The 24,292-nt window shown below is 64.8% G+C and carries 22 protein-coding genes; 12 read left to right on the top strand and 10 right to left on the bottom strand.

The genetic code is table 11. The features are described from left to right. Window position 1 precedes the first annotated feature (1 nt). Window positions 2-1,144 (bottom strand): Re/Si-specific NAD(P)(+) transhydrogenase subunit alpha, encoded by a 1,143-nt coding sequence (locus HDG32_RS12735; protein WP_184067200.1) that lies wholly within the window; start codon window positions 1,142-1,144, stop codon window positions 2-4. Window positions 1,145-1,395: 251 nt separating this feature from the next. Here HDG32_RS12735 and HDG32_RS12730 point away from each other — a divergent pair, with 251 nt between their 5' ends. The 8 genes from HDG32_RS12730 (at window position 1,396) to HDG32_RS12695 (ending at window position 10,669) form a co-directional block, all read left to right on the top strand. Continuing rightward, window positions 1,396-1,875, top strand: coding sequence for an NUDIX hydrolase (locus HDG32_RS12730; RefSeq protein ID WP_184067197.1), 480 nt, complete (start codon window positions 1,396-1,398; stop codon window positions 1,873-1,875). Window positions 1,876-1,933: 58 nt separating this feature from the next. Then, the gene (mnmA, locus tag HDG32_RS12725) at window positions 1,934-3,187 is read left to right on the top strand and encodes a tRNA 2-thiouridine(34) synthase MnmA (protein WP_184067194.1); all 1,254 of its coding nucleotides are present in this window, start codon (window positions 1,934-1,936) and stop codon (window positions 3,185-3,187) included. A gap of 262 nt (window positions 3,188-3,449) precedes the next feature. Further along, complete coding sequence (locus HDG32_RS12720; protein WP_184067191.1) at window positions 3,450-5,060, top strand: FMN-binding glutamate synthase family protein; 1,611 nt, start codon at window positions 3,450-3,452, stop codon at window positions 5,058-5,060. 181 nt (window positions 5,061-5,241) lie between these two features. After that, a complete protein-coding gene (gene glyQ, locus HDG32_RS12715; RefSeq protein WP_008921090.1) occupies window positions 5,242-6,249 on the top strand; it encodes a glycine--tRNA ligase subunit alpha in 1,008 nt (335 codons plus the stop codon). 15 nt (window positions 6,250-6,264) lie between these two features. After that, complete coding sequence (gene glyS, locus HDG32_RS12710) at window positions 6,265-8,364, top strand: glycine--tRNA ligase subunit beta (RefSeq protein WP_184067188.1); 2,100 nt, start codon at window positions 6,265-6,267, stop codon at window positions 8,362-8,364. 10 nt (window positions 8,365-8,374) lie between these two features. After that, window positions 8,375-8,929, top strand: coding sequence for a D-glycero-beta-D-manno-heptose 1,7-bisphosphate 7-phosphatase (gene gmhB, locus HDG32_RS12705; RefSeq protein ID WP_184034583.1), 555 nt, complete (start codon window positions 8,375-8,377; stop codon window positions 8,927-8,929). 39 nt (window positions 8,930-8,968) lie between these two features. Next, the gene (locus tag HDG32_RS12700) at window positions 8,969-9,727 is read left to right on the top strand and encodes a 1-acyl-sn-glycerol-3-phosphate acyltransferase (RefSeq protein WP_184067186.1); all 759 of its coding nucleotides are present in this window, start codon (window positions 8,969-8,971) and stop codon (window positions 9,725-9,727) included. A gap of 48 nt (window positions 9,728-9,775) precedes the next feature. Beyond that, a complete protein-coding gene (locus HDG32_RS12695) occupies window positions 9,776-10,669 on the top strand; it encodes a M48 family metallopeptidase (protein WP_090805591.1) in 894 nt (297 codons plus the stop codon). 9 nt (window positions 10,670-10,678) lie between these two features. Here HDG32_RS12695 and HDG32_RS12690 read toward each other — a convergent pair whose 3' ends face one another. The 5 genes from HDG32_RS12690 to HDG32_RS12670 all read right to left on the bottom strand — a co-directional run bounded on the left by HDG32_RS12690 (window position 10,679) and on the right by HDG32_RS12670 (window position 14,548). Then, on the bottom strand, window positions 10,679-11,428 hold the full coding sequence (locus HDG32_RS12690) for an IclR family transcriptional regulator (RefSeq protein WP_184067183.1): 750 nt from the start codon (window positions 11,426-11,428) through the stop codon (window positions 10,679-10,681). A 100-nt stretch (window positions 11,429-11,528) separates the two neighbouring features. After that, window positions 11,529-12,281 (bottom strand): amino acid ABC transporter ATP-binding protein, encoded by a 753-nt coding sequence (locus HDG32_RS12685; protein WP_311539811.1) that lies wholly within the window; start codon window positions 12,279-12,281, stop codon window positions 11,529-11,531. Next, window positions 12,278-12,922 (bottom strand): amino acid ABC transporter permease, encoded by a 645-nt coding sequence (locus HDG32_RS12680; protein ID WP_184034595.1) that lies wholly within the window; start codon window positions 12,920-12,922, stop codon window positions 12,278-12,280. The genes HDG32_RS12685 and HDG32_RS12680 overlap by 4 nt, the downstream gene beginning before the upstream one ends. A 21-nt stretch (window positions 12,923-12,943) precedes the next feature. Continuing rightward, window positions 12,944-13,660, bottom strand: coding sequence for an amino acid ABC transporter permease (locus tag HDG32_RS12675; RefSeq protein WP_184067180.1), 717 nt, complete (start codon window positions 13,658-13,660; stop codon window positions 12,944-12,946). A 51-nt stretch (window positions 13,661-13,711) separates the two neighbouring features. Continuing rightward, a complete protein-coding gene (locus tag HDG32_RS12670; protein WP_184034601.1) occupies window positions 13,712-14,548 on the bottom strand; it encodes a transporter substrate-binding domain-containing protein in 837 nt (278 codons plus the stop codon). Window positions 14,549-14,899: 351 nt separating this feature from the next. Here HDG32_RS12670 and gloA point away from each other — a divergent pair, with 351 nt between their 5' ends. Together gloA and HDG32_RS12660 are read left to right on the top strand one after the other, a co-directional pair. Further along, window positions 14,900-15,295, top strand: a complete 396-nt coding sequence (gene gloA, locus HDG32_RS12665) for a lactoylglutathione lyase (protein WP_184067177.1) — start codon at window positions 14,900-14,902, stop codon at window positions 15,293-15,295. Window positions 15,296-15,514: 219 nt separating this feature from the next. After that, complete coding sequence (locus HDG32_RS12660) at window positions 15,515-16,462, top strand: DMT family transporter (RefSeq protein ID WP_184067174.1); 948 nt, start codon at window positions 15,515-15,517, stop codon at window positions 16,460-16,462. Between the two features lie 42 nt (window positions 16,463-16,504). Here the strand turns inward: HDG32_RS12660 and rsmA are convergent, their stop codons facing one another. The 4 genes from rsmA to HDG32_RS12640 form a co-directional block, all read right to left on the bottom strand. Continuing rightward, entirely contained in the window at window positions 16,505-17,347 is an 843-nt protein-coding gene (gene rsmA / locus HDG32_RS12655) for a 16S rRNA (adenine(1518)-N(6)/adenine(1519)-N(6))-dimethyltransferase RsmA (protein ID WP_184067172.1), read from the bottom strand. A gap of 108 nt (window positions 17,348-17,455) precedes the next feature. Beyond that, window positions 17,456-18,466, bottom strand: coding sequence for a 4-hydroxythreonine-4-phosphate dehydrogenase PdxA (gene pdxA / locus HDG32_RS12650; protein WP_184067169.1), 1,011 nt, complete (start codon window positions 18,464-18,466; stop codon window positions 17,456-17,458). A 13-nt stretch (window positions 18,467-18,479) separates the two neighbouring features. After that, window positions 18,480-19,844, bottom strand: a complete 1,365-nt coding sequence (locus tag HDG32_RS12645) for a peptidylprolyl isomerase (RefSeq protein ID WP_184067166.1) — start codon at window positions 19,842-19,844, stop codon at window positions 18,480-18,482. A gap of 65 nt (window positions 19,845-19,909) precedes the next feature. After that, window positions 19,910-22,282: an LPS-assembly protein LptD gene (locus tag HDG32_RS12640; protein WP_184067163.1), complete on the bottom strand. Its 2,373-nt coding sequence runs from the start codon at window positions 22,280-22,282 to the stop codon at window positions 19,910-19,912. Between the two features lie 224 nt (window positions 22,283-22,506). Between HDG32_RS12640 and HDG32_RS12635 the strand changes: the two genes are divergently transcribed. Together HDG32_RS12635 and murU are read left to right on the top strand one after the other, a co-directional pair. Then, window positions 22,507-23,574: an aminoglycoside phosphotransferase family protein gene (locus HDG32_RS12635; RefSeq protein ID WP_184062378.1), complete on the top strand. Its 1,068-nt coding sequence runs from the start codon at window positions 22,507-22,509 to the stop codon at window positions 23,572-23,574. Window positions 23,575-23,577: 3 nt separating this feature from the next. After that, the gene (gene murU, locus HDG32_RS12630) at window positions 23,578-24,291 is read left to right on the top strand and encodes an N-acetylmuramate alpha-1-phosphate uridylyltransferase MurU (RefSeq protein ID WP_184067159.1); all 714 of its coding nucleotides are present in this window, start codon (window positions 23,578-23,580) and stop codon (window positions 24,289-24,291) included. Window position 24,292 lies beyond the last annotated feature (1 nt).

Here is a 24,292-nt window from a genome sequence, read left to right as displayed (position 1 = left end):
CTTATGCGTTGCGCGTGACCTGGCCGTCGCGAGCCAGCAGCGTGGCCGCGACGATGTCGTCCGCGAGATCGATGTTCAGCGTGCCTTCCTTGGCGATAATCAGCTTCAGGAAGTCGAGCACGTTGCGCGCGTACAGCGACGACGCGTCGGCGGGCACCATCGCGGCGAGATTCGTATAGCCGACGATCTGCACGCCATAGCGCACCACCACCTGGTCCGCCTCGGTCAGCGGACAATTGCCGCCGCGCCGGCCGTCGACTTCGGGGCCGCGGCCGGCCGCGAGGTCGACGAGCACCGAGCCCGGTTTCATCGCCTGCACGGTTTCGACCGACAGCAGCGTCGGCGCGGGGCGGCCTGGAATCAATGCGGTCGAGATCACCACGTCGGCCTGCTTCGCGCGCTCGTGCACGAGCGCCGACTGGCGCGCGAGCCACGACGGCGGCATCGGCCGTGCATAGCCGCCCACGCCTTGCGCGGCCTCGCGCTCCTCGTCGGTCTCGTAGGGCACGTCGAGGAACTTCGCGCCGAGCGACTCGATCTGCTCCTTGACGGCCGGGCGCACGTCGGACGCCTCCAGCACGGCGCCGAGGCGCTTCGCGGTGGCGATCGCCTGCAGGCCAGCCACGCCCGCGCCGAGAATCAGCACGCGCGCGGCCTTCACGGTGCCGGCCGCGGTCATCAGCATCGGCATGAAGCGCGGATAGAGCGTCGCCGCGAGCAGCACCGCCTTGTAGCCGGCGATGTTCGCCTGCGACGACAGCACGTCGAGGCTTTGCGCGCGCGTGGTGCGAGGCGCGGCTTCGAGCGCGAACGCGGTGACGCCGGCCGCGGCGAGCTTGCCCGCGTTGTCGGCGTTGAACGGATCGAGCATGCCGACGAGCGTCGCGCCGCGCTTGAGCAGCGGCAGTTCGGAATCGGTGGGGGATTGGACTTTGAGGACGAGATCTGCGCCGAATGCAGTGGCGGCATCGACGATTTCCGCGCCCACGGCCGTATAGGCGTCATCGGGAAAGCTCGCGCCGGCGCCGGCGCCGCTCTGGAGCGTGACCCGGTGGCCTTGCGCCACGTACTTCTTGACCGTCTCGGGCGTCGCGGCAACGCGGGTTTCATGCGCGCGCGTCTCGGCTGGCACTCCGATGTGCATCGTTGTTCCTCCTCGACTTCCTGTTTGACGACAGATCTGCCGACGAGGCTCGCCGGCTTGCACATGCAACGGCTAACGCAGGCCCCACTTTAACCGGAAACCGCCACATCACAAATATCGGGGTCGATGCGAATGCGCGGCAGACCGCCAAACTGTTACGGATCGGTCGCGATCCCACCTCGAACATGCTGCAAACCGGCTGCCAGCGGTCACCAGGCAGCCGGCGCGCATAACCGGTAAAATGCGCACCCATGAAACCGGAAACCTGGCGGCCGCACGTGACCGTCGCGGCGATCGTCGAGCGTGACGGGCGCTTCCTGCTAGTCGAGGAACACACTGCCGCCGGCCTGCGCCTGAACCAGCCCGCCGGCCACCTCGAGGCGGGCGAAACGCTGCTGGAAGCGGTGGTCCGCGAAACGTTCGAGGAAACCGCGCATCCGTTCGCGCCCGAGGCGCTCGTCGGCATGTACATGACCCACTTCGAGCAGCCGGACCGCGCGGGCACCACGTACCTGCGCTTCACCTATTGCGGCACGGGCGGCGAACCGGACCCGGCGAGTTCGCTCGATCCCGACATCGTCCGCACGCTGTGGATGAGCGCCGATGAGTTGCGCGCCTGCCCCGAGCGGCATCGCACGCCGCTCGTGATGCAGTGCATCGACGATTACCTGGCCGGCCGGCGTTTCCCGCTCGACGTCGTCCATACGCATTCGGTTGCGCCGAAGCAATAAGGCCGTCACGAGCGGCCCCATAGATCCATGCAGTCATGCAGCACCCAGTGAGTACCTTATGAGCAAGCGCAAAGTCGTAGTAGGCATGTCGGGCGGCGTCGATTCGTCGGTCACCGCGTGGCTGCTAAAGGAACAGGGCTACGACGTGGTCGGCCTGTTCATGAAGAACTGGGAAGACGACGACGACAGCGAATACTGCTCGACGCGCCAGGACTGGATCGACGTGGTGTCGGTGGCGGACCTGATCGGCATCGACGTCGAGGCGGTCAACTTCGCGGCCGAATACAAGGACCGCGTGTTCGCCGAATTCCTGCGCGAATATTCGGCCGGCCGCACGCCGAACCCGGACGTGCTGTGCAACGCCGAGATCAAGTTCAAGGCCTTCCTCGATCACGCGATGTCGCTCGGCGCGGAAACGATCGCGACCGGCCACTACGCGCGCGTGCGCGAGAACGATGGCCGCTTCGAGCTGCTGAAGGCGCTCGACCATACCAAGGACCAGTCGTACTTCCTGCACCGGCTGAACCAGGCGCAGCTGTCGAAAACACTGTTCCCGCTCGGCGAAATTCCCAAGACGAAAGTGCGCGAGATCGCCGCGCAGATCGGCCTGCCGAACGCGAAGAAGAAGGATTCGACCGGCATCTGTTTCATCGGCGAGCGGCCGTTCCGCGACTTCCTGAACCGCTATCTGCCGACCAGGCCGGGCCCGATGAAGACCACCGACGGCAAGATCGTCGGCGAGCACATCGGCCTCGCGTTCTACACGTTCGGCCAGCGCAAGGGCATCGGTCTCGGCGGCAGCAAGGACGGCAGCGGCGAGCCCTGGTTCGCCGCCGGCAAGGATATTCCGACCAATACGCTGTACGTCGCGCAGGGACACGACCATCCGTGGCTGCTGTGCCATACGCTGTCGGCGGGCAACACGAGCTGGGTCGCGGGCGAGCCGCCGGCCGACGGCTTCGCGTGCGGCGCGAAGACGCGCTACCGGCAGGCCGACGCGGCGTGCACGTTCAACGCCTCGGCGGGAGGCGGTTCGGGTGAAGGCCTCTTCGAACTGAGCTTCGGCGCCGCGCAATGGGCCGTCACGCCGGGCCAATCGGCGGTGCTGTATGACGGCGACGTGTGCCTCGGCGGCGGCATCATCGAACGCGCGATGACCGGGCAACCGGCCGAGCTGCCGCAGGATCAGGCGCCGAAGCAAACCCGCGCGCAGCGTCGCAAGCAGGCGCACAAGCCAAAGCAACCGCAAGGCCAGGCGCAGGACGAGCCGCAAACCCCGCGGCAAAACGCGGCTCTGCTCGGCGCGCGTTGAGCGATGCATAACGGCGGGCGCGGCGGGTCGTACCATTCCGGCAGGTTCGCGCCGTTCACCATGTTTCCCCCGCCTGGCGCATTCACACACACTTCACCTTCGCGTGCGACGCTTGGCTTCCATTCGCAGGCCTTATCTTCGGGCTTCGCCGGTCCGCGTCGCACCGTGACCCGCAACCGCCAGTTTTCCCTCGCGACCGATACCGCCCGCACCCCCGTGCGGACGATGCCGCCGCAATGATCTTCACTGCACTGGAGTCCCCATGTTTTCTCGACGCTATCTGGCCATGTGGTGCGCAATCGCCCTCACCGCGGCATGTGCCGCGCTCGCCGCGACGCATCACCTGTCGTGGTTCTGGATCCTCGTGCCGGCCGCGCTCGTCGCGCTCGGCGTGTTCGACCTGAGCCAACAGCGCCATGCAATCCTGCGCAATTACCCGCTGTGGGGCCACCTGCGTTTCATTTTCGAATCCATCCGCCCGGAGATCCGTCAGTATTTCGTCGAAGACGATACCGACGAAAAGCCGTTCTCGCGCGCGCAACGCAGCATCGTCTATCAGCGCTCGAAGAACGATGTCGACAGTCGCCCATACGGCACGCGGATCGACGTGAAGGCGGTCGCGCACGAATGGATCAGCCACTCGCTCGCGCCGACCACGCTCGACGGTCACGACTTTCGCATCGTCGTCGGCCCCGATCGCGCGCGGCCGTATTCGATGTCGATCTTCAACGTGTCGGCGATGAGCTTCGGCTCGCTATCGGCCAATGCGATCATGGCGCTGAACCTCGGCGCGAAGAAAGGCAACTTCGCGCACGACACCGGCGAAGGTTCGATGTCGAAATATCATCGCGAACATGGCGGCGACATCATCTGGGAAATCGGGTCCGGCTATTTTGGATGCCGTAACGACGACGGCACCTTCAACGCCGGGAAGTTCGCGAAGCAGGCCGCCGAACCGCAGGTGAAGATGATCGAGGTGAAGCTGTCGCAAGGCGCGAAGCCCGGTCACGGCGGCGTGCTGCCGGGCGCGAAGATCACGCCCGAAATCGCCGAGACGCGCGGCGTGCCGATGGGCCGCGACTGCATCTCGCCAGCGACGCACTCCGAGTTCTCGACGCCGCGCGAGCTGCTCGAATTCGTCGAGCGGCTGCGCACGCTGTCGGGCGGCAAGCCGACCGGCTTCAAGCTGTGCATCGGGCATCCGTGGGAATTCTTCGGTATCGCGAAGGCGATGCTGGAAACGGGCATTCTGCCGGACTTCATCGTCGTGGACGGCGCGGAAGGCGGCACCGGCGCGGCACCGCTCGAATTCACCGATCACGTCGGCGTGCCGTTGCAGGAGGGGCTGCTGCTCGTGCACAACACGCTGGTCGGCATCGGTCTGCGGCAACGCATCCGCATCGGCGCGAGCGGCAAGATGATCACCGCGTTCGATATCGCGAAGACGCTCGCGATCGGCGCGGACTGGGTCAACGCGGCGCGCGGCTTCATGTTCGCGGTCGGCTGCATCCAGGCGCAGACCTGCCATACCGGCCGCTGCCCGACCGGCGTCGCGACCCAGGACCCGGTGCGCCAGCGCGCGCTGGTGGTGCCGGACAAGGCCGATCGCGTGTTCAACTTCCACCACAACACGCTGCACGCGTTGCAGGAAATCATCCAGGCCGCCGGGCTCCGGCATCCGGCTGAGTTGCGCGCGCATCACATCGTGCGGCGCGTGTCCTCGCATGAGGTGCGGCTGATGTCGGATCTGCTCAAATATCTCGAACCGAATGACCTACTCAACGGCAACTATCGCTATACGCTGTTCGAGACGTACTGGCCGATCGCGCAAAGCGATTCGTTCTCGCCGAAGGCAGAGCTGGCGGCGAGCTGAACGTGCGCGCGGCCCTTGCCGCGTCGCCCGTCGCCCAAAAACCGCATCGCGGCCCGTCCGACCCCGCAAAACGGGCCGCCCCCCTTCCTTTCCGTTAAAATGTCGGGTTTAGCACTTCGCTCCACGGCCCCCTCGCGCGCTTAGGCGCACGCGGCATGGCCCCATGCCCGAAAGGCACTTCATGCTCACGTTTCAGCAAATCATCCTGACCTTGCAGTCCTACTGGGACAAGCAGGGCTGCGCGTTGCTCCAGCCGATCGACATGGAGGTCGGCGCGGGCACGTCCCACGTCCATACGTTCCTGCGCGCGATCGGCCCCGAGCCGTGGCGCGCCGCCTACGTGCAGCCGTCGCGCCGCCCGAAAGATGGCCGCTACGGCGAGAACCCGAACCGTCTGCAGCACTACTACCAGTATCAGGTGGTGCTCAAGCCCGCGCCGGAAAACATTCTCGACCTGTACCTCGGCTCGCTCGAAGCGCTCGGCTTCGACCTGAAGCAGAACGACGTGCGTTTCGTCGAGGACGACTGGGAAAACCCGACGCTCGGCGCATGGGGGCTGGGCTGGGAAGTGTGGCTGAACGGCATGGAAGTGACGCAGTTCACGTATTTCCAGCAGGTCGGCGGTCTCGACTGCAAGCCGGTGCTCGGCGAAATCACCTACGGTCTCGAGCGCCTCGCGATGTATCTGCAGAAGGTAGAGAACGTCTACGACCTCGTCTGGACCGAGTGGGAAGAACAAGGCCCGAACGGCCCCGAACTGCGCCGCCTGACCTACGGCGACGTGTATCACCAGAACGAGGTCGAGCAGTCCACCTACAACTTCGAGCACGCGAACGTCGATCTGCTGTTCACGTTCTTCAACAGCTACGAAGCGGAAGCGAAGCGCATGATCGATGCACAGATCGCGCTGCCCGCCTATGAGCTCGTGCTGAAGGCCGGCCACACGTTCAACCTGCTCGACGCGCGCGGCGCGATTTCGGTCACGGAACGCGCGGCGTACATCGGCCGGATTCGCGCGCTGTCGCGTCTGGTCGCGCAGGCCTACTACGACTCGCGCGAAAAGCTCGGCTTCCCGATGCTCGGCAATCCGGTGCACGGCGTGCCCGGCCTCACCACCGACGAGCAGGAAGCCGCGATGCCCGCGTGGGCGCCGCCGCTGAAAGTCGAACGCAAGATCGACCAGGACTGACGAGAACTTCAACCAATGACTCAATCTCAACACGCTACCCTGCTCGTCGAGCTGCTGACCGAAGAACTGCCGCCGAAGGCGCTCGCCCGTCTCGGCGACGCTTTCGCCGAAGGTATTGCGCAGCGCCTCGCGGCGCGCGACCTGATCGAAGGCGAGCCGTCGTTCGAACGCTTTGCCACGCCGCGTCGTCTCGCGGTGACGATTCACAACGTGCGCGCGGTCGCGCCGGAAAAACACGTGCGCGAAAAAGTGCTGCCGGTTTCCGTCGCGCTCGATAAAGACGGCCAGCCCACCGCGCCGCTCGCGAAGAAACTCGCCGCGCTCGGCTTCCCCGACTTCACGGTGAACGACCTCGAACGCGCCCAGGACGGTAAAGCCGAAGCGTTCTTCCTGCGCTACGCGGCGCCGGGCGCGACGCTCGCCGACGGCCTGCAAGGCGCGCTCGACGAAACGCTCGCGAAGCTGCCGATCGCAAAGCCGATGACGTATCAGCGCCCGGACGGTTCGAGCGTGCAGTTCGTGCGCCCGGTGCATCGACTGACCACGCTGCACGGCGAAGAGGTCGTGCCGGTCAGCGTGCTCGGCATCGACGCCGACGACACCACGCTCGGCCACCGCTTCCTGTCCGAAGGCTTCGTGCAGATTCAGCACGCACAGTCGTATGCCGAAACGCTCGAACACAGAGGCCGCGTGATCGCGAGCTTCGCGAAGCGCAAGGAAGCGATCCGCTCGCAACTGCTCGCGCAAGCCGGTGACGACAAGGTCGTGATGCCCGAAGCGCTGCTCGACGAAGTGACGTCGCTGGTCGAATGGCCGGTCGTCTATGAGTGCCGCTTCGAGGACGAATTCCTGCAAGTGCCGCAGGAATGCCTGATCCTGACGATGCAGACGAACCAGAAGTACTTCGCGCTGACCGATGCGAACGGCAAGCTGCGCTCGCGCTTCCTGATCGTGTCGAACATCGAGACGGCGACGCCGGTCGAGATCGTCGAAGGCAATGAGCGCGTGGTGCGTCCGCGTCTCGCCGATGCGAAGTTCTTCTTCACGCAAGACAAGAAGAAGCCGCTCGCGGATCGCGTGCCACTGCTCGCGAACGTCGTTTATCACAACAAGCTCGGCTCGGCGCTGCAACGGGTGGAGCGGCTCGAAGGGCTGGCCGGCGCGATCGCCGCACTGACCGGCGCCAACGTCGCGTTCGCGACGCGCGCCGCGCGCCTCGCGAAAGCCGACCTGATCACCGACATGGTCGGCGAATTCCCCGAGCTGCAAGGCACGATGGGCACGTACTACGCGCGCCACGACGGCGAGCCGGAAGAAGTCGCGCTCGCATGCTCGGAACACTACCAGCCGCGCTTCTCGGGCGACGCCTTGCCCACCACCGCGACCGGCACCGTCGTCGCGCTCGCCGACAAGCTCGAAACGCTGGTCGGCATCTGGGGCATCGGCCTGCAGCCCACCGGCGAGAAAGACCCGTTCGCGCTGCGCCGTCATGCGCTCGGCGTGCTGCGCATTCTGGTCGAGAAGCAGCTGAACGTCGACTTCATCGAGCTGCTGCGCATCGCTTATGCGCAATTCGCCGGTGTGCCGAGCGTTGCCGATTCGACCGACGCGATCTACGAATTCAGCATGGACCGCCTGCGCGGCCTGCTGCGCGAACGCGGCTACGCGGCCGGCGAAATCGACGCGGTGCTCGCGCTGAACCCGACGCGGCTCGACGACCTCGTCGCGCGCCTCGACGCGGTGCGCGAATTCGCGTCGCTCGCCGAAGCGGCGTCGCTCGCGGCGGCCAACAAGCGTATCTCGAACATCCTGAAGAAGTCGGAAGGCGTGACGAACGGCAGCGTGCAGCCCAGCTTGCTCACCGAGGCAGCGGAGAAGGCGCTCAACGCGCAGCTCGAACAGGTCACGCCGCGCGTGCAATCGCAACTGGCCGTGCGCGACTACACCGGCGCACTGACGGCGCTGGCCGCGCTGCGCGAGCCGGTGGACACGTTCTTCAACGACGTGATGGTCAACGCCGAAGACCCCGCGTTGCGCGCGAACCGTCTGGCTCTGCTCGGCGCGCTGCATCAGCAGATGAACTGCGTCGCCGACATTTCCCGACTCGCCGCCTGAGCACCGCGCCATGCCGATCAAGAAAGTGGTGATCCTCGACCGCGACGGTGTGATCAACGTCGATTCCGACGCGTTCATCAAGTCGCCGGACGAATGGGTCCCGCTGCCCGGCTCGCTGGAAGCGATCGCACGCCTGAACCAGGCCGGCTATCGCGTCGCAATCGCGACGAACCAGTCGGGCATCGGCCGCGGTCTGTTCGACATGGATGCGTTGAACGCGATGCATCTGAAGATGCACCGGATGGCGGCAGCGGTCGGCGCGCGCATCGAAGCGGTGTTCTTCTGTCCGCACACGGCGGAAGATCAATGCGAATGCCGCAAGCCGAAGCCCGGCATGCTGAAGATGATCACCGAGCGATTCGAGGTCGATCCGGCGCATACGCCGACGGTCGGCGATTCTCTGCGCGATCTGCAGGCGGGCGCTGCGCTCGGTCACCCGGTGCATCTGGTGCTGACCGGCAAGGGCCGCAAGACCCTCGCCGCGGGCGGCTTGCCCGAAGGCACGATCGTGCACGACGACCTGCGCGCGTTCGCGCTCGACTTTCTCGCCGACGCTCAGGAATAAACGCGCGCACCGCGCTCCCACCCCCCACCGACCACGCCGATGCGCTTTATCCGTTCCCTGCTGCTGCTGATTTATTTCGTTGTGTTCACGGTGCCGTACGCGACCGCGTGCTTCATCGCGTTTCCGTTCCTGCGCGCGGAAAACCGCTACTGGATGGCGGCCGGCTGGTGTCGTCTGACGCTGTGGACGGTGCGCTACCTGAACGGCATCCGCTACCGCATCGAAGGTTTCGAGAATCTGCCCAACGGCCCGGCCGTGCTGCTGTCGAAGCATCAGTCGGCGTGGGAAACGCTCGCGTTTCCGGCGCTCATGCCGCGCCCGCTGTGCTACGTGTTCAAGCGCGAGCTCTTGTATGTGCCGTTCTTCGGCTGGGCGCTCGGCATGCTGAAGATGGTTCACATCAACCGCAAGGAAGGCAAATACGCGTTCAAATCGGTCACGAACCAGGGCAAGGCCCGCATGGCCGAAGGCGCATGGGTCATCATGTTTCCGGAAGGCACGCGCACGCCGACCGGCAAGCAGGGCAAGTACAAGACCGGCGGCGCGCGCTTCGCGATCGCGAGCGGTGCCCCCGTCGTGCCGATCGCGCACAACGCGGGCCGCGTGTGGCCGCGCAACTCGTTTCTTAAATATCCGGGTATAGTCACGGTGTCGATTGGCAAGCCGATCGACACGACGGGGCTCACGCCCGACGAAGTGAACACGCGCGTCGAACAGTGGATCGAAGCCGAAATGCGCCGCATCGATCCGACTGCCTACAGCGCGGCGGCTAACGATTCCGCCGCCGCGCCCATCTGACGCGCCACGCCCTCGAACTCCGAAGGCGTATTGCGCGAAGCGAAGCCGATGCAGAAGTCTCCTACGCCGCAGCCCGCCGCGGCGCTCGAAAACCGGCAGCTCGATCTCCCGCTCTTCGCCGAGCCGGGGTCGACGTCGTCGTCTCCTTCACCTTCCGCGCCGGGTTCATTGGGCTCAGCGCCGGCCCGGCCGCCCGTCGCGCCGCTCGCGCCGGACGGCAGCAAGCTGCGCAGTCTCGCCATCGGTTCACGCACGCTGCATTACGCGCTCAAGCGTTCCGCGCGCCGCTCGATCGGCTTTGCGATCGACAGCACCGGCCTCACGATCACCGCGCCGCGCTGGGTCACGCTCGCCGATATCGAAACCGCGATCACCGAAAAACAGCGTTGGATTTTTACGAAGCTGATCGAATGGCAAACGCGCGTCGAGCAGCGTGCATTGCCGAAGATCGACTGGCAAGACGGCGCCGAAGTGCCCTACCTCGGTCAGCCGGTGCGCGTGACGCTCGGCGCGCCGCAAGGCATGCTCGCGTTCAGCGCCGAGCACGGCGCGCTGCAATTGCCGCTGCCGTTGCAAGCCGACCCGCAGCAGATCAAGGACCGCGTGCAGGGCTGGCTGCAAGGAGAAGCGAAGCGGCTGTTCGGCGAGCGTCTGGCGATCTACGCGCAGAAGCTGGGCGTCAACTATCGCGCGTATGCCTTGTCTTCGGCGGCGACGCGCTGGGGCAGTTGTTCGAGCGACGGCAAAATCCGCCTGAACTGGCGGCTCATCCACTTTCCGCTGTCGATCATCGACTACGTCGTCGCGCACGAGCTGTCGCATCTGCGCGAGATGAATCACAGTCCGCGCTTCTGGCAGACGGTCGAATCGATTTTTCCGGAATTTCGCGAGGCGCGGCAGACACTGAAGTCGCATCCGCCGGAGCTGTTGCCGACGCTTTGAGGCCGGGTGCTATCTATGCGAGAGCGCTTTCGCGGACTGCAACAGATCGTCGAGCATCACGCCGCGCCTGTCCGGGCTCGTGTCGCGGCCGGTCATGAAACACAGCGCCGCAATCGGCAGTCCCGCACGGTCGCGAATCGGCGCTGCCATACAAAGCCTGAACGCATTCGAGAGTCCTTCGGTGCAGCAGTAGCCTCGTTCTTTTGCGGCCTGCACGTCGTTCAGGAATTCGTCGAATTCGATATTCACCCCGTTGTCGAGGATGAAATCTTCGGCCGGAATGAGCGCGCGAATCTCGTCGGCATTCAGGTGACCTAGCAGCAGACGTCCCGTGGCGGTCCACGGAATCGGCACTCTCACGCCGATGTCCGAACTGATGTTGAATGGCCGGGCACTGTTCTCGGATAACACGACCGTGTACTTGTTGCCTTCCAGCATGCACAGCTGCGTGGTCTCGTCGTACTTCCGTACCAATGCCAGAATGGATTGATGCGCGCGGCTAATCAGATCGTTGTGCGTTGCATAGTCGGACCCGTAGTAGTGCATCTCGCGCCCGAAGAACACGCTCCCATCCGCGGCCGTCTCGAGCCAGCCCACTTCCGCGAGAATCGCGACCAGCTCGTAAATGCTCGAACGCGGCGCGCCAGTCGCCTCGATTAATTCGCGCATGGTCAGCGGGCGTTGGGCGACGTGCAATTGCCGGAACATCGCGATGACGCGATCCACGCCTCTCGCCCGAGACGATTCGGTTACAGCCATGCGTTCACTCCGTAAAGCGTTCATCCGACCGGTTGTCTTTCAAGCGACGTGAGTTTATCCCGCGGCAGACCCGCGAAAGCGACTTTCAGGCCGCGACAGGTCAATGGTCGAGAACTCTGTGCAGAAACTGCCGCGTGCGTTCGTTCGCGGGATTGACGAAGATCTGTTCCGGATCGCCCTGCTCGGCGATGACGCCCTTGTCCATGAAGACGACGCGGTCGGCGGTCTTGCGGGCAAAGCCCATTTCATGCGTGACGACGACCATCGTCATGCCGTCGCGCGCGAGCCCACGCATCACCTCGGTGACCTCGCCGACCAGCTCCGGATCCAGCGCGGACGTCGCCTCGTCGAAGAACATGATGCCGGGCTCGACCGCGAGCGCTCGCGCAATTGCCACGCGTTGCTGCTGACCGCCCGACAACTGGCTTGGATAGTGTGCCGCGCGGTCCGCGAGCCCGACACGGTCGAGTGTCTCCATGGCGCGCTTGCGCGCGTCGTCCGGACTCATGCGGCGTGCCTTGATAAGCGCGAGCGTGACATTGCCGAGCGCGGTCTTGTGAGGAAACAGATTGAACTGCTGGAAGACCATGCCGACATGGCCACGAATCTCTCGCGCCCGGCGCGGATCATGCATGGGCACATCGTTGACCCAGACCTCGCCGGAATCGGTGGTCTCCAATCCCGCCATGATTCGCAAGACCGTGCTCTTACCTGAGCCGGACGCGCCAATGAGCACCAGCACCTCGCCCGAGCGAACCTCGAGATTGATTTCGTTCAACACCCGAGTCGAACCGAATGCTTTGCTGACGCCCGTCAGTGAAATGATGGGTCTGGTTTGGCTTTGGTTACTCACGACAATCTCCTGCGGTCATGGTGGCGCACCCATTGCGAGAGCGGGAAGCACACGGCGAAGTAAATGAGGGCGACGAGTCCGTAGATTTCCACGGGCTTTCCGACCCGGTCGACGATCGCCTGGCCACCATGCATCAACTCGGACATTCCGATCATGCTGACGATCGACGTGTCCTTGATGAGCGACAGATACTGACCGACGAGAGGCGGCAACACGATCTTTCCCGTCTGAGGCAGCACGACGAACGAGAACGACTGAGCCCGCGTAAGACCGAGGATCTGAGATACCTCCCATTGACCTTTGGGTACCGCCTCGATCCCTGAGCGGAAGATTTCGGCGATGTAGGCGCCCTGATAGACGCTCAAGCCGATGACGCCGGCTGCGAAGACGTCGATCGCGTAACCGAAGTACGACACGCCGAAATAGATGAACATCAGCGTGATGAGTACCGGCGTGCCGCGAAACAGCTCCGTATAGAGTCTGGCAATGCGGGCTGTGCCCCACGGTCCGAACGACCGCAAGACCGCGGCGAAAAGGCCGATCAGCGTGCTGCCCGCGATGGACGCAATGGAAAGCAACAGCGTCGTCACCAGACCCTGCAGCAGGATGGAGAAACTGGTTTTCAGCAATTCGACTGACATGATCCAACTCCAATCCGGGAATCAGGCCCGTTTCGTCCGGCGCATAAAGCCGGTCCGGAAACCGGTGCGCGCCGGCATGACGAGGGGAGGATGAAAGATCCGCGCTCCGAGCTGGCCCGCAAGCCAGGACAGTACGTTACTGAGCACGAGATACGCGACGAGCGTCACGCTGAACGTCTGAAGGTAGAGAAGCGTCCGCGAGTTGATCACGGTCGCAGTGCCGGTCAACTCCGGCAACGCAATGGCGGACAGCAGCGACGTACCGAGCAGCAACTGGATCAGGTAGTTGACGATGGCCGGATAGACCGCGCGCGTCGCCTGCGGTAGCACGACCTCGACGAAGATCTGCGCGCGTTCGAGACCGAGAATGCCGGCGGCCTCGAGTTGGCCGCGCGGCACCGACTGTATGCCGGCGCGGAACACTTCCGATAGATAAGCACCGACGTTGACGCCGAGCGCAATGACGCCCGCCCAGTATGCGTCGAGCGAAATACCCGCCGACGGCAGACCGAAGAAAACGATGAAAATCTGCAGGAGAACAGGCGTGTTGCGGATGATTTCAACGTAGCCGCGAGCAATCAACCGAAATGGCGCGAGCGGAGAAACGCTGGCAAGCGCGGTCAACAAGCCGAGGACTAGCGCCAGTACGAATGCCAGCACGGTCACTTGCAACGTCAGCCAGCTCGCGCTCAAAAACTCGGGCACGTAGCCCCACAGAGTGAGCCACTCGTAACTCATCTCACCCTCCGCATCGTTCGGGTTTCAATAGATATCGGCATCTCCCGCTCCTCAAAACTGCGGATTGAGCGGGTAGCGCGGATCGGTGCCGAACCACTTGTTGTAGAGCTGCGCGTTGAGCTTCGACGCATTGACGTTGAAGAGGAACAGATTCAGGTAGTTGAGCCATTCCTGATCGCCGGCCTTGACGCCGAACGCGTTGTATTCGAGCGGGACCAGCGCTTCGTTCGTGACGGCAAGTTCAGGATCGAGCTTGGCCTGATACGCAAGAAAGTTGTTGTCCTCGATCATCGCGTCGGCCTGCCCCTGCTTGACGGCAAGAATCGCGGCCTGCGAGCTGTCGTATTCCTGGATCTTGATCGGGATATTCAGCGAGCGCACTTCGTCGCCATTGGTCGAGCCCTTGACCGTCGCAATCGTGCGACCGCCCATGTCCTTGATCGACTGAACGCCACTATTTTTTCTGACCAGCAGTGCTTCGCTGGCAACCACGTAGGGGGTCGTGAATTCGATTACCTTCGCGCGCTCGAGATTACGCGTGAAGTTGCAGAACACGACATCCACTTTGCTGGTCTGCAGATTCGGAATCCGGTTCGCGCTCGTCGTATTCACGACCTCGAGCTTCACGCCCATCTGCTTCGCGAGTTCCTTCGCGAGGTCCACATCATAGCCGTCTGGTTGGCCATCCTTGTTATAGAACCCGAACGGCGCGAACGTCAGGCAGTCGCCGACGCGCAGCGTGCCTCGCTGCAGCACGGCCTGAAGCGTCGAGGGGGATGCCGCTGCGCTCTGCCCTGGCGTGGCAACCTTGGTGCAGCCGGTGATGGCGAGCAATCCAGCAACAGCGAACAGAAAGGCGGCTTGGGCGCCTCGTTTGGCAAGCTTCATGGCAGGGTCCTAAGCGGAGAAGAGTGGTCCGGAGCGGACGAATCGGCTTCAGCGCCTGTCTGCACGCTCAACGAATTGCCGGGTCACGCATCGATTGTCCGATATATCAGACTGCTATCTGACGAACCGGATTGATGCTGAGTGTTGGACACTAATATCAAACCGGCAACCGCACACAAACCCTTATTGCCCATACTTTTTTGTTCAAATAGATCCGATCGAATTCCACGATGCGCATCGAGTCCGCAGTGGGCCGGGCGGGCGGCGCGGCTTCGGGCTCAAGCTATACGGCAATCATTTACAATTGCCGGAGGTCGACGCATTTATCGACAAACTATCAAAGGAGTCCTCATGCGAATCTTGCATACCATGCTTCGAGTCGGTGATCTGGACGCATCGATCCGGTTCTACACCGAAGTTCTAGGAATGCGCCTGCTTCGAAAGAACGACTACCCGGACGGGAAGTTCACCCTCGCATTCGTCGGTTACGAGGTCGAATCCGAAAGCGCGGCGATCGAACTGACGTACAACTGGGACACGAGCAAGTACGACCTCGGAACCGGCTACGGTCACATCGCCCTCGAAGTCGACGACGCCTATGCGGCATGCGAAGAAGTGAAGAAACGCGGCGGTGTCGTTACACGCGAAGCTGGGCCCATGAAACACGGCACGACTGTCATCGCCTTCGTCGCCGATCCGGACGGGTACAAGATCGAGCTGATACAGAAGAAGGGGCGAGTCGACTGAACGTCCGGTGGCGAGCACGAGTCGCGCTGTCAGCCAGAACGATGAAAACACAGCCCGGCTTCACGTTGCACCCGGCGAATTGACGCCGGGCGAATTCGCCCGGCAATCTTGCCTCGTGCCGACGCCATCAAAAAACGCCGACGACTGACGCTCGGCGTTTTCGCCGCGCACCGGACCGACCGGCTCGCCGTGCACTCTCCCCCTCTTCACCACACCGCCATGAGCACGACCACCGCCTTGCCCGCGCGCCGCACCCCGGATAGCTTCGCGATCCTGTTGATGATCGGCCTGTGCGCAATCTGGGGGCTGCAGCAAGTCGCGATCAAGACCACCAATGCGGCGGTGCCGCCGGTCTTTCAGGCGGGGCTGCGCTCGACGATCGCGGCGCTGCTCGTGTGGGCATGGGCACGCTCGCGCGGCACGCCGCTCTTTCGCGATGACGGCACGCTCGGCGCGGGCCTGCTCGCGGGCGTGCTGTTCGCGGCCGAGTTCGTCTGCATCTTTCTCGGCCTGACGCTGACGAGCGCGTCGCGCATGGCGGTCTTTCTGTACACGGCGCCGTGTTTCACGGCACTCGGCCTGCACTGGTTCGTCGATGGCGAACGCATGCGGCGCATCCAGTGGCTCGGCATTGTCGTCGCGTTCGCGGGGATGGCGCTCGCGTTCGCGGACGGCTTCCTGCACACGGACGCGGGCACGGCTGCAAGCGCGGCCCACGGCTCGACGCTCGCGGGCGCGGCCGGCGATGCGCTCGGCGTGCTCGGCGGCGTCGCGTGGGCCGCGACCACGGTGATCGTGCGCGGCTCGCGGCTCGCGCGGACGAGCGCGAGCAAGACGCTGTTCTATCAGCTGACTGTGTCGGCGGTGGTGCTGCTCGCGCTGGCGCTGGGGCTCGGCGAGGTGCGCGTGGAAAGCGTGACGCCGCTCGCGCTCGCGAGCCTCGCGTATCAAGCCGTGATCGTCGCGTTCGTCAGCTATCTGTTGTGGTTCTGGCTGTTGACGCGTTACATCGCGTCGAGGCTGTCGGTGTTTTCGTTTCTGACGCCGCTGTTCGGCGTCACCTTCGGCGTGCTGCTGCTCGGCGAGTCGTTCAGCGCGCGCTTTCTGATCGCCGCGCTGCTGGTGCTGACCGGCATCGCGCTCGTCAACGCGCCGGCGAAACGGTAAGCGGGCTCGACGGCGGCGCCCTGCCGCCGTCGAGCGTCGAGTCTATTCCGGCGCAGCGGCCGAGCGCACCGCCACCGCCTGCGCCACACTCACGTATTCGGCGACCGGCACGTCCTCCGCGCGGCGTTGCAGATCGAAGCCGAGCGCGTCGAAATCGACGGTGCCGCGCAGCGCGGCAAGCGTGTTGCGCAACATCTTGCGACGCTGCGAGAACGCCGCCGTCACCACCCGGCCGAGCACGCTTTCGTCGACCACCGGCAGTTCGTGCCGCTCGTACGGAATCATCCGCACGATCGCCGAATCCACCTTCGGTGGCGGCTGGAACGACTCGGGCGGCACGTCGAGCTGCTTGTCGATCACGTAGCGGTACTGCAGCATCACCGACAGGCGACTGAACGCCTTCGTGCCCGGCTCCGCCACCATCCGCTCGACCACCTCGTTCTGCAGCATGAAGTGCTGGTCGATCACGCGCTCCGCGAACGTCGCCAGATGAAACAGCAGCGGGCTCGAAATGTTGTACGGCAGATTGCCGACGATGCGCAGCGACGCCTTGTCGCCCGGTGCCGCGAGCGAGCCGAAGTCGAATTCGAGCGCGTCGCCCGCGTGCAGTTCGAGCAGGTTGCCGAACTTCGTCTTCAGACGGCCGATCAGATCGCGGTCGAGTTCGACCGCGTGCAGCGGCGTCTCGGGCGTCGCGAGCCGCTCGATCAGCGGTTCGGTCAGGGCGCCGAGGCCCGGCCCGATCTCGACCATCCGCTCGCCGCGCTGCGGCCGGATCACGTCGACGATCGAATCGATCACGCCCATGTCGACCAGGAAGTTCTGACCGAAACGCTTGCGCGCGAGATGGCCCTGGTGCCGGCCTTGCTGTCTGCTGGTGGACATCGGAGAAACGCTAGAAAGAAAACTGCTTGAGAATGAAAGACGTCACGCTGGAAACACGACGCCACGCGGCGCGTCACGAGCACCGCGACCGCCCACGCTACCCGCGCCTCAGCCCGCGCGACGATGCTGCGCCATCGACACCGCCGTGTCGATCGCGGCCATCAGGCTGCCCGCGTCGGCGCGGCCGGTGCCGGCCAGATCGAGCGCGGTGCCGTGATCGACCGACGTGCGGATGATCGGCAGGCCGAGCGTCACGTTGATCCCTTCGCCGAACGTCGCGAATTTCAGCACCGGCAGGCCCTGGTCGTGGAACATCGCGAGCACGCAGTCGGCTTCGTCGAGATAACGCGGCTGGAACAGCGTGTCGGCCGGATACGGACCGCGCGCGTCGACGCCCTCGCCGTTCACCTGCTGCAACGCCGGCGTGATCACGTCGATTTCCTCGCGGCCCAGATAGCCGTTTTCGCCAGCGTGCGGATTGAGCCCCGTCACGAGGATGCGCGGCGCGGGCAAGCCGAAGTGGTGACGCAGGTCGTGATCGATGATGCGCAGCGTCGCGACGAGGCTTTCGATCGTCAAAGCCGCCGACACGTCCTTCAACGGCAGATGCGTGGTCGCAAGCGCGACGCGCAGCGGCCGCTTGCCGGTGCCCGCGAGCATCATCACGACGCGCGGCGTATGGGTGCGCTCGGCCAGATATTCGGTGTGGCCGGTAAACGGCACACCGGCGTCGTTGATCGTGCTTTTTTGCAGCGGCGCGGTGACGATCGCGTCGAACCTGCCGGCTACCGCGCCGTCGATCGCCGCATCGAGCAGATCGAGCACGTAGCGGCCGTTCGCGGCGTCGAGCTTGCCTGCCTGCGCTGGTGCGCCAAGCGAGTGATGTTCGAGCCGCACGCGCGGGCCCGGCGCGAGCAGCGCCGCCCAATCGACGCCGACCGCGCGCGCGCGCTCAGCGAGCAGTTGCGCATCACCGAGCACGGTGAACTGCGCGTGAGGCCAGTGCGCCGCCGCGCCGGCCAGCGCCTGCGCGGTCAGCTCGGGACCGACGCCGGCGGGCTCGCCGGTCGTGATCGCGATCTGCAGCGGGCGGTGGGTGGGCTGGGCAGCGCTCGTCATCGCATTGGCTCTGTTATTGCACGTTCGCCGTGGCCGGTTTCACTTCGACGTACGCGGTATCGCGCAGCTCGCGCAGCCAGTCGGCATACGCCTGTTCGGCCTTGCGCTGGCCGATGGCCTGACGCGCGAGATCCATCTGCTGCGCAATCGAGCCTTGCGCATCGCGGCGGCCGAGCACCTGAATCAGGTGGTAGCCGTATTCGCTGCGCACCGGCTCGCTGATCTGACCGTCCTGCAGCGAGTTCATTGCGCGCTCGAACTCGGGCACCGTCTCGCCCGGGCTGACCCAGCCGAGGTCACCGCCTTGCGACGACGAGCCGTCCTGCGAGTAGGTGCGCGCGAACTTCGCGAAGTCGCCGCCGGCGGCGATCTGGTTGCGGATGTCGAGCAGCTTCTGGCGTGCCTGCGGTTCGGACAGACCGTCGCCGACGCGCAGCAGAATATGGCGCACGTGCGTCTGCACGAGCTTCGGCGCGTCCGCGCTGGTGCCCTGGCCGGCACGGCGCTCGACCAGACGCACGATCTCGAAGCCGTCGTTGGTGCGGATCAGATCCGGATTGATCTCACCCGGACGCAGTGCCGACGCGGCCTTCACGAACTCGGGCGGCAGCTTCGACGGCGCGAGGAAGCCGAGATCGCCGCCGTTCTTCGACGCGTCCGGCGCCTGCGAATTGGCTTTCGCGAGCTTTTCGAAATCCGCGCCGCCCTTCGCTTCGGCGAGCAAACCCTCGGCCTTCTTCTGCGCCGCCTCGATGTCGGTCTCGGACGCGTTCAGCGGCGCCTTCACGAAAATGTGCTGGACGTGCAGGTCGTTCGTCTGGCCGGCGCCCGGGCCGCGCTGGCTGGCGATATAGTTCGCGACCTCGGCGTCCGTCACTGTGATCTTGCTGTCCACTTCCTTCTCGCGCAGACGCGACAGCGTCAGCTCCGTGCGCGCGTCGCTCGAGAAGGTGGTCCAGGGCACGCCTTGCGCCTCGATGCGCGCGCGGTACATGGCGAGCGACATGTTGTTCGCCTGCGCGAGACGCTCGAGCGTGCGCTGCACGGCCGCGTCGTCGATGGTGATGCCGTCTTCCTTGGCCTTCTGCAGCTGGATGCGCTCGAGCACCATCTGCGTGAGCACCTGCTGGCGCAACTGGTCCGTCGGCGGCACCGGAGCGTTCTGCTGGTTCAGCCGGTGCGCGATCAGACCGACCCGCTCGTCGAGCTCGCGCTGCGTGATGACACCGTTGTTGACCACTGCGGCGATGGTGTCCACCGTCTGGCCGCTATTGCCGCCCAATGCCTGCGCCTGTACCGACGCGACTGGAACGAAGGACGCCGCGGCGACGAGACCCGCCGCGAGTATTGCCAAGCGAAGCTGTTTCATGATTGCCACAGATACTCCAATGATGTCGGGCGCTTCGCCCGTCTTTTCGCAAGCCGTGAATGACCGGGCGAGCGTCATTCGTAGTTGGTGAACCGCGACTCCGGCGGTGGCGGTGGCGGCAACGGCATGTAGCCGGCCACACTGCTGCGGAACGCGGTCATCAGCCCGTTGTCGACGCTCGACAAGCCCTTGAACGTCAACTGCGCCAGAAACCGTGTGCTCGACTGATTCTGTCCCGACGAGTTCAGGCCGTTCGCGTAGCGCTGGATGCCGGCGCCGAGCGTCCAGCAGTCCGCGTCGTATTGCAGGCCGACCAGGCCGTCGACGATACGGTGGCCACCCAGGTCGTAGTTGAACCGGCCGACACCGTACATCCGGTGCGTCAGCGGCCATTGGCCCGAAATCAGCACCTGATTGATCGGCTGGTTGTCGAGCGTGGTGTTGGCGCGCGTGTAGCGGTACGCGACGTTGATGACCTTGCCGCTCGCCGGACTGAACCCGAAGCCGACACTCGTCTTCGTGAGCTGGTTATTGTCCGCATTATATTGGAACGCCGTTTCCGAAGCGAAACCGGCGCCCAGCTTGATCGACGCGCCCGCGATCAGGTCCGAGTGCGTGGCCTGGGTACTGGTCTGGGTCGGCGTCAGCGTAACGCGCTGATCCCGGAAGTAATACTGCTGCGCGATCACGAAGCGCGCGCGCTCGTCGCCGGTGGACGGGTTGATGAAGCGCGTGGTGAGACCGGCGGTCAGGCGGTTCGCGTCGGCGATCCGGTCGTTACCGACGAACGTATTCGGCGTGAAGATTTCCGCGAGACCGAAGTCGGATTCGGCGGTGTCGAACAGCGGCGCGTTGTTCTGGTTGCGGTACGGCGTGTACACGTAGTACAGGCGCGGCTCCAGCGTCTGGATATAGTCCGCGCCGAAAATGCGCACCGAGCGCTCGAACGTCAGTCCCGTGTCGAACGTGAAGGTCGGAATCGACTCGGTGAAATTCTTCTGCGCCCCCGGCACGTTCGCCAGATCGGTGCCGATGTTGTTCAGGTTGTACGACGCAAAGTGCCACTGCACCTTCGGCGTGACGAAGTAGCCCGGCCCCACCACCGAATACGACAGGTACGGGTTGAACACTACCCGCTGGCCTTCGCTCAGATCCGCGGTGGTGATGCGGAAGTTCGTGTAGTCGGCTTCGGCGCCGAAATCGAAGCCGCCGATGTTGTACTTCGCGTACTTGACGTTCAACTGCGGCTGGCGGCCGTACGGCGCGACCGACGGCTCCAGCGTCTGCCAGTGCTGCTCGCGCGCGAGCACGGACCACGGTCCGTTGTTGTAGGTCAACCCGGCTTCCTGCTGATACAGGAGCTGGGTGCCGTTCATGAACTGGTTGACCGACGACGACAGGTCTTCCGGATAGGTGTTGTCCGAAACCTTGTTGTAATAGATGTAGCCGCCGAAGCCGTTACCGAAATTCTGGTTGTGCTGGATGTACAGCGCGTAGCGGTTGGTCTTCGTCAGGCGATCGTCGGGCAGAAATTCACCGGTGATCGACCCGGAATACGTCGGCGACAGATAGCGGAACGTGCTCTGCAACTGCACACCGCGCTTCGAGATCAGACGCGGCGTGACCGTCAGATCGCGATTCGGCGCGATGTTGAAGTAATACGGCACCGACAGCTCGAAACCGTTCGTCGAGCTCAGCGAGAACGTGGGCGGCAACAGGCCGCTGCGCCGATCGCCCGACAGCGGGAACGACAGCCACGGCGACGCGAACACCGGCACGCCCTGGAAGAACAGCACGCTGTTGTAGGCGACGCCTTCGTCCGCGCCGGTGTCGAAATCGAACTCGCTGCCCTTGATGTACCAGGCCGGATTGTCCGTGCACGCGCAGGCCGTGTAGGTGCCCTTCGTGAACACGGAGCGCTCCGCGTCGAGCAGGTCGACGCGCTGCGCGCTGCCCGAGCCGCCCGTCAGCGTGAAGTGGTACTTCGGCGCGGTCATGAAGCCTTCGGTCGAATCGACGCGCAGATGCGCTTCGGGTCCGATGAAGGTATTGCCGGTATTGATCACGTGGACATTGCCGTACGCATCGGCCATGTCCGTGTCCTGATCGTAGTGCAGGGCGTCGGCCTTGATCACGGACGTGTTGTGCCGCACTTCCGCCGAGCCCTTGGCGGCCAGATCCTGGTCGATCGTGCCGCTCGCGTGGTCGCCGAGCACGAAGGTGGCCGGCCGCTGGCCCGTTTGCAACGGATGATCCTCGAGCTGCGGCGCAAGCTGCATGCCCCACGGCGGGTAGACCGCCTGCGGTTGCGCAGCTTCCCCCACCAGCTGGGCGTGCGCAAGCGCGGGCATCAGACCCGGAACGGCGATCAGCGCCGCGACGAGCCGCCTTTTGCGCGGCACTGCTGCACAGGAAGGAGTGGTATCGGAAAGCTGTCTGGGCGGCATGTATCGTTTGGCGAGTCGACCCCTGCGCAAGCTTTCGTCGTCACGATCCACCGCCTGCACACCGCGACCGTTAGAGTCGGCTGCACGTCTGGATTCCAAATTTGCCGAGTGATAAGGCGGGCGGTGAAACGGAGCACGCGAAAGCTGGCGTGTGAGTCGCGTCAAAAAAGTCGTGGGGTATTATATGGCAAGACGTTGTCCCCAAGAATTTGCCGCCGCTTTTCATGACGCTGCCTTCCACCCAAGATTTCACCGACACCCGTCTCTCCCTGCTCAAGGCCTGGCTGCAAGGCCACGCGGCGCGCCATGCGCTCGAGCCCGACACCCTCGTTCCGGCCTCGTCCGACGCCAGTTTCCGCCGTTATTTCCGGCTCGCCGGTAAGGCGGCGCAAGGCAACGGCGCGGCCACGCTGATCGCCGTCGACGCGCCGCCGCCCGAAAAATGCCGCGAATTCGCACAGATCGCGCAATTGCTCGCCGCCGCCGGCGTGCACGTGCCGCGCGTGCTCGAGGTCGACTTCGACGCGGGCTTCATGCTCGTCACCGATCTCGGCACCGCGTCGTATCTGGGTGCGCTGACCGACGCGCAGGCCGCGGGCGACACGCGCGCGGCTCGCGCGCTGATGCGCGACGCGCTCGACGCGCTGATCCGCTGGCAGCTCAGCTCGCGCGAAGACGTGCTGCCGCCGTTCGATGAAGCGTTCCTGCACCGCGAGATGGAGCTGATGCCCGAGTGGTTCATCGGCCGGCACCTTGGCCGCGAGGTCGATGCCGCCACGCGCGCGCTGCTCGATCGCACGTTCGCGCTGCTGATCGCAAGCGCGCGCGCGCAGCCGCAAAGCTTCATGCTGCGCGATTTCATGCCGCGCAATCTGATGATCGCCGAGCCGAACCCAGGCGTGCTCGACTTCCAGGACGCGGTGTACGGGCCGATCACGTACGACGTCGTGTCGCTGCTGCGCGACGCGTTCCTCAGCTGGGACGAGGAGTTCGAGCTCGACTGCTTCGCGTACTACTGGGAGCGCGCCAAAAAAGCCGGCCTGCCGGTCGATGCCGATTTCGGCGAGTTCTACCGCCAGCTCGAATGGATGGGGCTGCAGCGGCACATCAAGGTGCTCGGCCTGTTCTGCCGCATCAACTACCGCGACGGCAAGGCGCATTACATGAACGACCTGCCGCGCTTCATCGGCTATGCACGCAAGGTGGCGGAGCGTTACGCGCCGCTGCGCGGGTTCGCGAAACTGCTCGACGACCTCGACGGCCGCGCGCAGGAAATCGGCTACACCTTCTGACCGATGACGATGTCCGTAAAGAAAGCGATGATTTTCGCCGCGGGCCGCGGCGAGCGCATGCGTCCGTTGACCGACGCGTGCCCGAAGCCCTTGCTCGAAGTGGGCGGCAAGCCGCTGATCGTATGGCAGATCGAACGGCTCGCGCGGGCCGGCATCCGTAGCATCGTGATCAATCATGCGTGGCTCGGCGCGCAGCTCGAAGCCGCCCTCGGCGACGGTTCGCGCTGGCAGGTCGAGCTGCGCTATTCGCCCGAGCACGAGGCGCTGGAGACCGCGGGCGGCATCGCGCAGGCGCTGCCGCTACTGACCGACGACGGCGCGGATCAGTTGTTCGTCGCGGTGGCCGGCGACGTGTACACCGATTACGACTACGCCGCGCTGCACGCGCACGCCGGCCGGCTGAAGGCGCTGCCCGAGCCCGGCATGCATCTGGCGATGGTGCCGAATCCGGGATTTCACCCAAACGGCGACTTTGGTCTCGTCGACGGCGTGCTGTCGCTCGACGCGCAGCCGCGCCTCACGTTCGGCAGTTTCGGTCTGTACGACACGCGCATGTTCCGCGATCTGCCGCGCGGCACGCGGCGCGCGCTGAGCCCGTATTACCGCGCGACCATCGCGCGTGGGCTCGCGAGCGGCGAGCTGTACGAAGGCTTGTGGGAGAACATCGGCACCCAGGCGCAGCTGGAAGCGCTCGATCGGCTGCTGCGCGCGCGCTGAG

The sequence above is a fragment of the Paraburkholderia sp. CI2 genome, assembly GCF_014201055.1.
Taxonomy (GTDB): domain Bacteria; phylum Pseudomonadota; class Gammaproteobacteria; order Burkholderiales; family Burkholderiaceae; genus Paraburkholderia; species Paraburkholderia tuberum.
This window is presented reverse-complemented; position numbering and strand designations above follow the sequence as displayed.

Bases quoted from the DNA above. Each gene is read 5' to 3' on its own strand.
- rsmA (WP_184067172.1), bottom strand. From the start codon at position 17,347: ATGTCCACCAGCAGACAGCAAGGCCGGCACCAGGGCCATCTCGCGCGC.
- HDG32_RS12670 (WP_184034601.1), bottom strand. From the start codon at position 14,548: ATGAAGCTTGCCAAACGAGGCGCCCAAGCCGCCTTTCTGTTCGCTGTT.
- HDG32_RS12660 (WP_184067174.1), top strand. From the start codon at position 15,515: ATGAGCACGACCACCGCCTTGCCCGCGCGCCGCACCCCGGATAGCTTC.
- HDG32_RS12735 (WP_184067200.1), bottom strand. From the start codon at position 1,144: ATGCACATCGGAGTGCCAGCCGAGACGCGCGCGCATGAAACCCGCGTT.
- glyQ (WP_008921090.1), top strand. From the start codon at position 5,242: ATGCTCACGTTTCAGCAAATCATCCTGACCTTGCAGTCCTACTGGGAC.
- HDG32_RS12700 (WP_184067186.1), top strand. From the start codon at position 8,969: ATGCGCTTTATCCGTTCCCTGCTGCTGCTGATTTATTTCGTTGTGTTC.
- gloA (WP_184067177.1), top strand. From the start codon at position 14,900: ATGCGAATCTTGCATACCATGCTTCGAGTCGGTGATCTGGACGCATCG.
- HDG32_RS12730 (WP_184067197.1), top strand. From the start codon at position 1,396: ATGAAACCGGAAACCTGGCGGCCGCACGTGACCGTCGCGGCGATCGTC.
- HDG32_RS12690 (WP_184067183.1), bottom strand. From the start codon at position 11,428: ATGGCTGTAACCGAATCGTCTCGGGCGAGAGGCGTGGATCGCGTCATC.
- pdxA (WP_184067169.1), bottom strand. From the start codon at position 18,466: ATGACGAGCGCTGCCCAGCCCACCCACCGCCCGCTGCAGATCGCGATC.
- gmhB (WP_184034583.1), top strand. From the start codon at position 8,375: ATGCCGATCAAGAAAGTGGTGATCCTCGACCGCGACGGTGTGATCAAC.
- HDG32_RS12720 (WP_184067191.1), top strand. From the start codon at position 3,450: ATGTTTTCTCGACGCTATCTGGCCATGTGGTGCGCAATCGCCCTCACC.
- HDG32_RS12635 (WP_184062378.1), top strand. From the start codon at position 22,507: ATGACGCTGCCTTCCACCCAAGATTTCACCGACACCCGTCTCTCCCTG.
- HDG32_RS12680 (WP_184034595.1), bottom strand. From the start codon at position 12,922: ATGTCAGTCGAATTGCTGAAAACCAGTTTCTCCATCCTGCTGCAGGGT.
- HDG32_RS12695 (WP_090805591.1), top strand. From the start codon at position 9,776: ATGCAGAAGTCTCCTACGCCGCAGCCCGCCGCGGCGCTCGAAAACCGG.
- HDG32_RS12640 (WP_184067163.1), bottom strand. From the start codon at position 22,282: ATGCCGCCCAGACAGCTTTCCGATACCACTCCTTCCTGTGCAGCAGTG.
- HDG32_RS12675 (WP_184067180.1), bottom strand. From the start codon at position 13,660: ATGAGTTACGAGTGGCTCACTCTGTGGGGCTACGTGCCCGAGTTTTTG.
- mnmA (WP_184067194.1), top strand. From the start codon at position 1,934: ATGAGCAAGCGCAAAGTCGTAGTAGGCATGTCGGGCGGCGTCGATTCG.
- glyS (WP_184067188.1), top strand. From the start codon at position 6,265: ATGACTCAATCTCAACACGCTACCCTGCTCGTCGAGCTGCTGACCGAA.
- murU (WP_184067159.1), top strand. From the start codon at position 23,578: ATGACGATGTCCGTAAAGAAAGCGATGATTTTCGCCGCGGGCCGCGGC.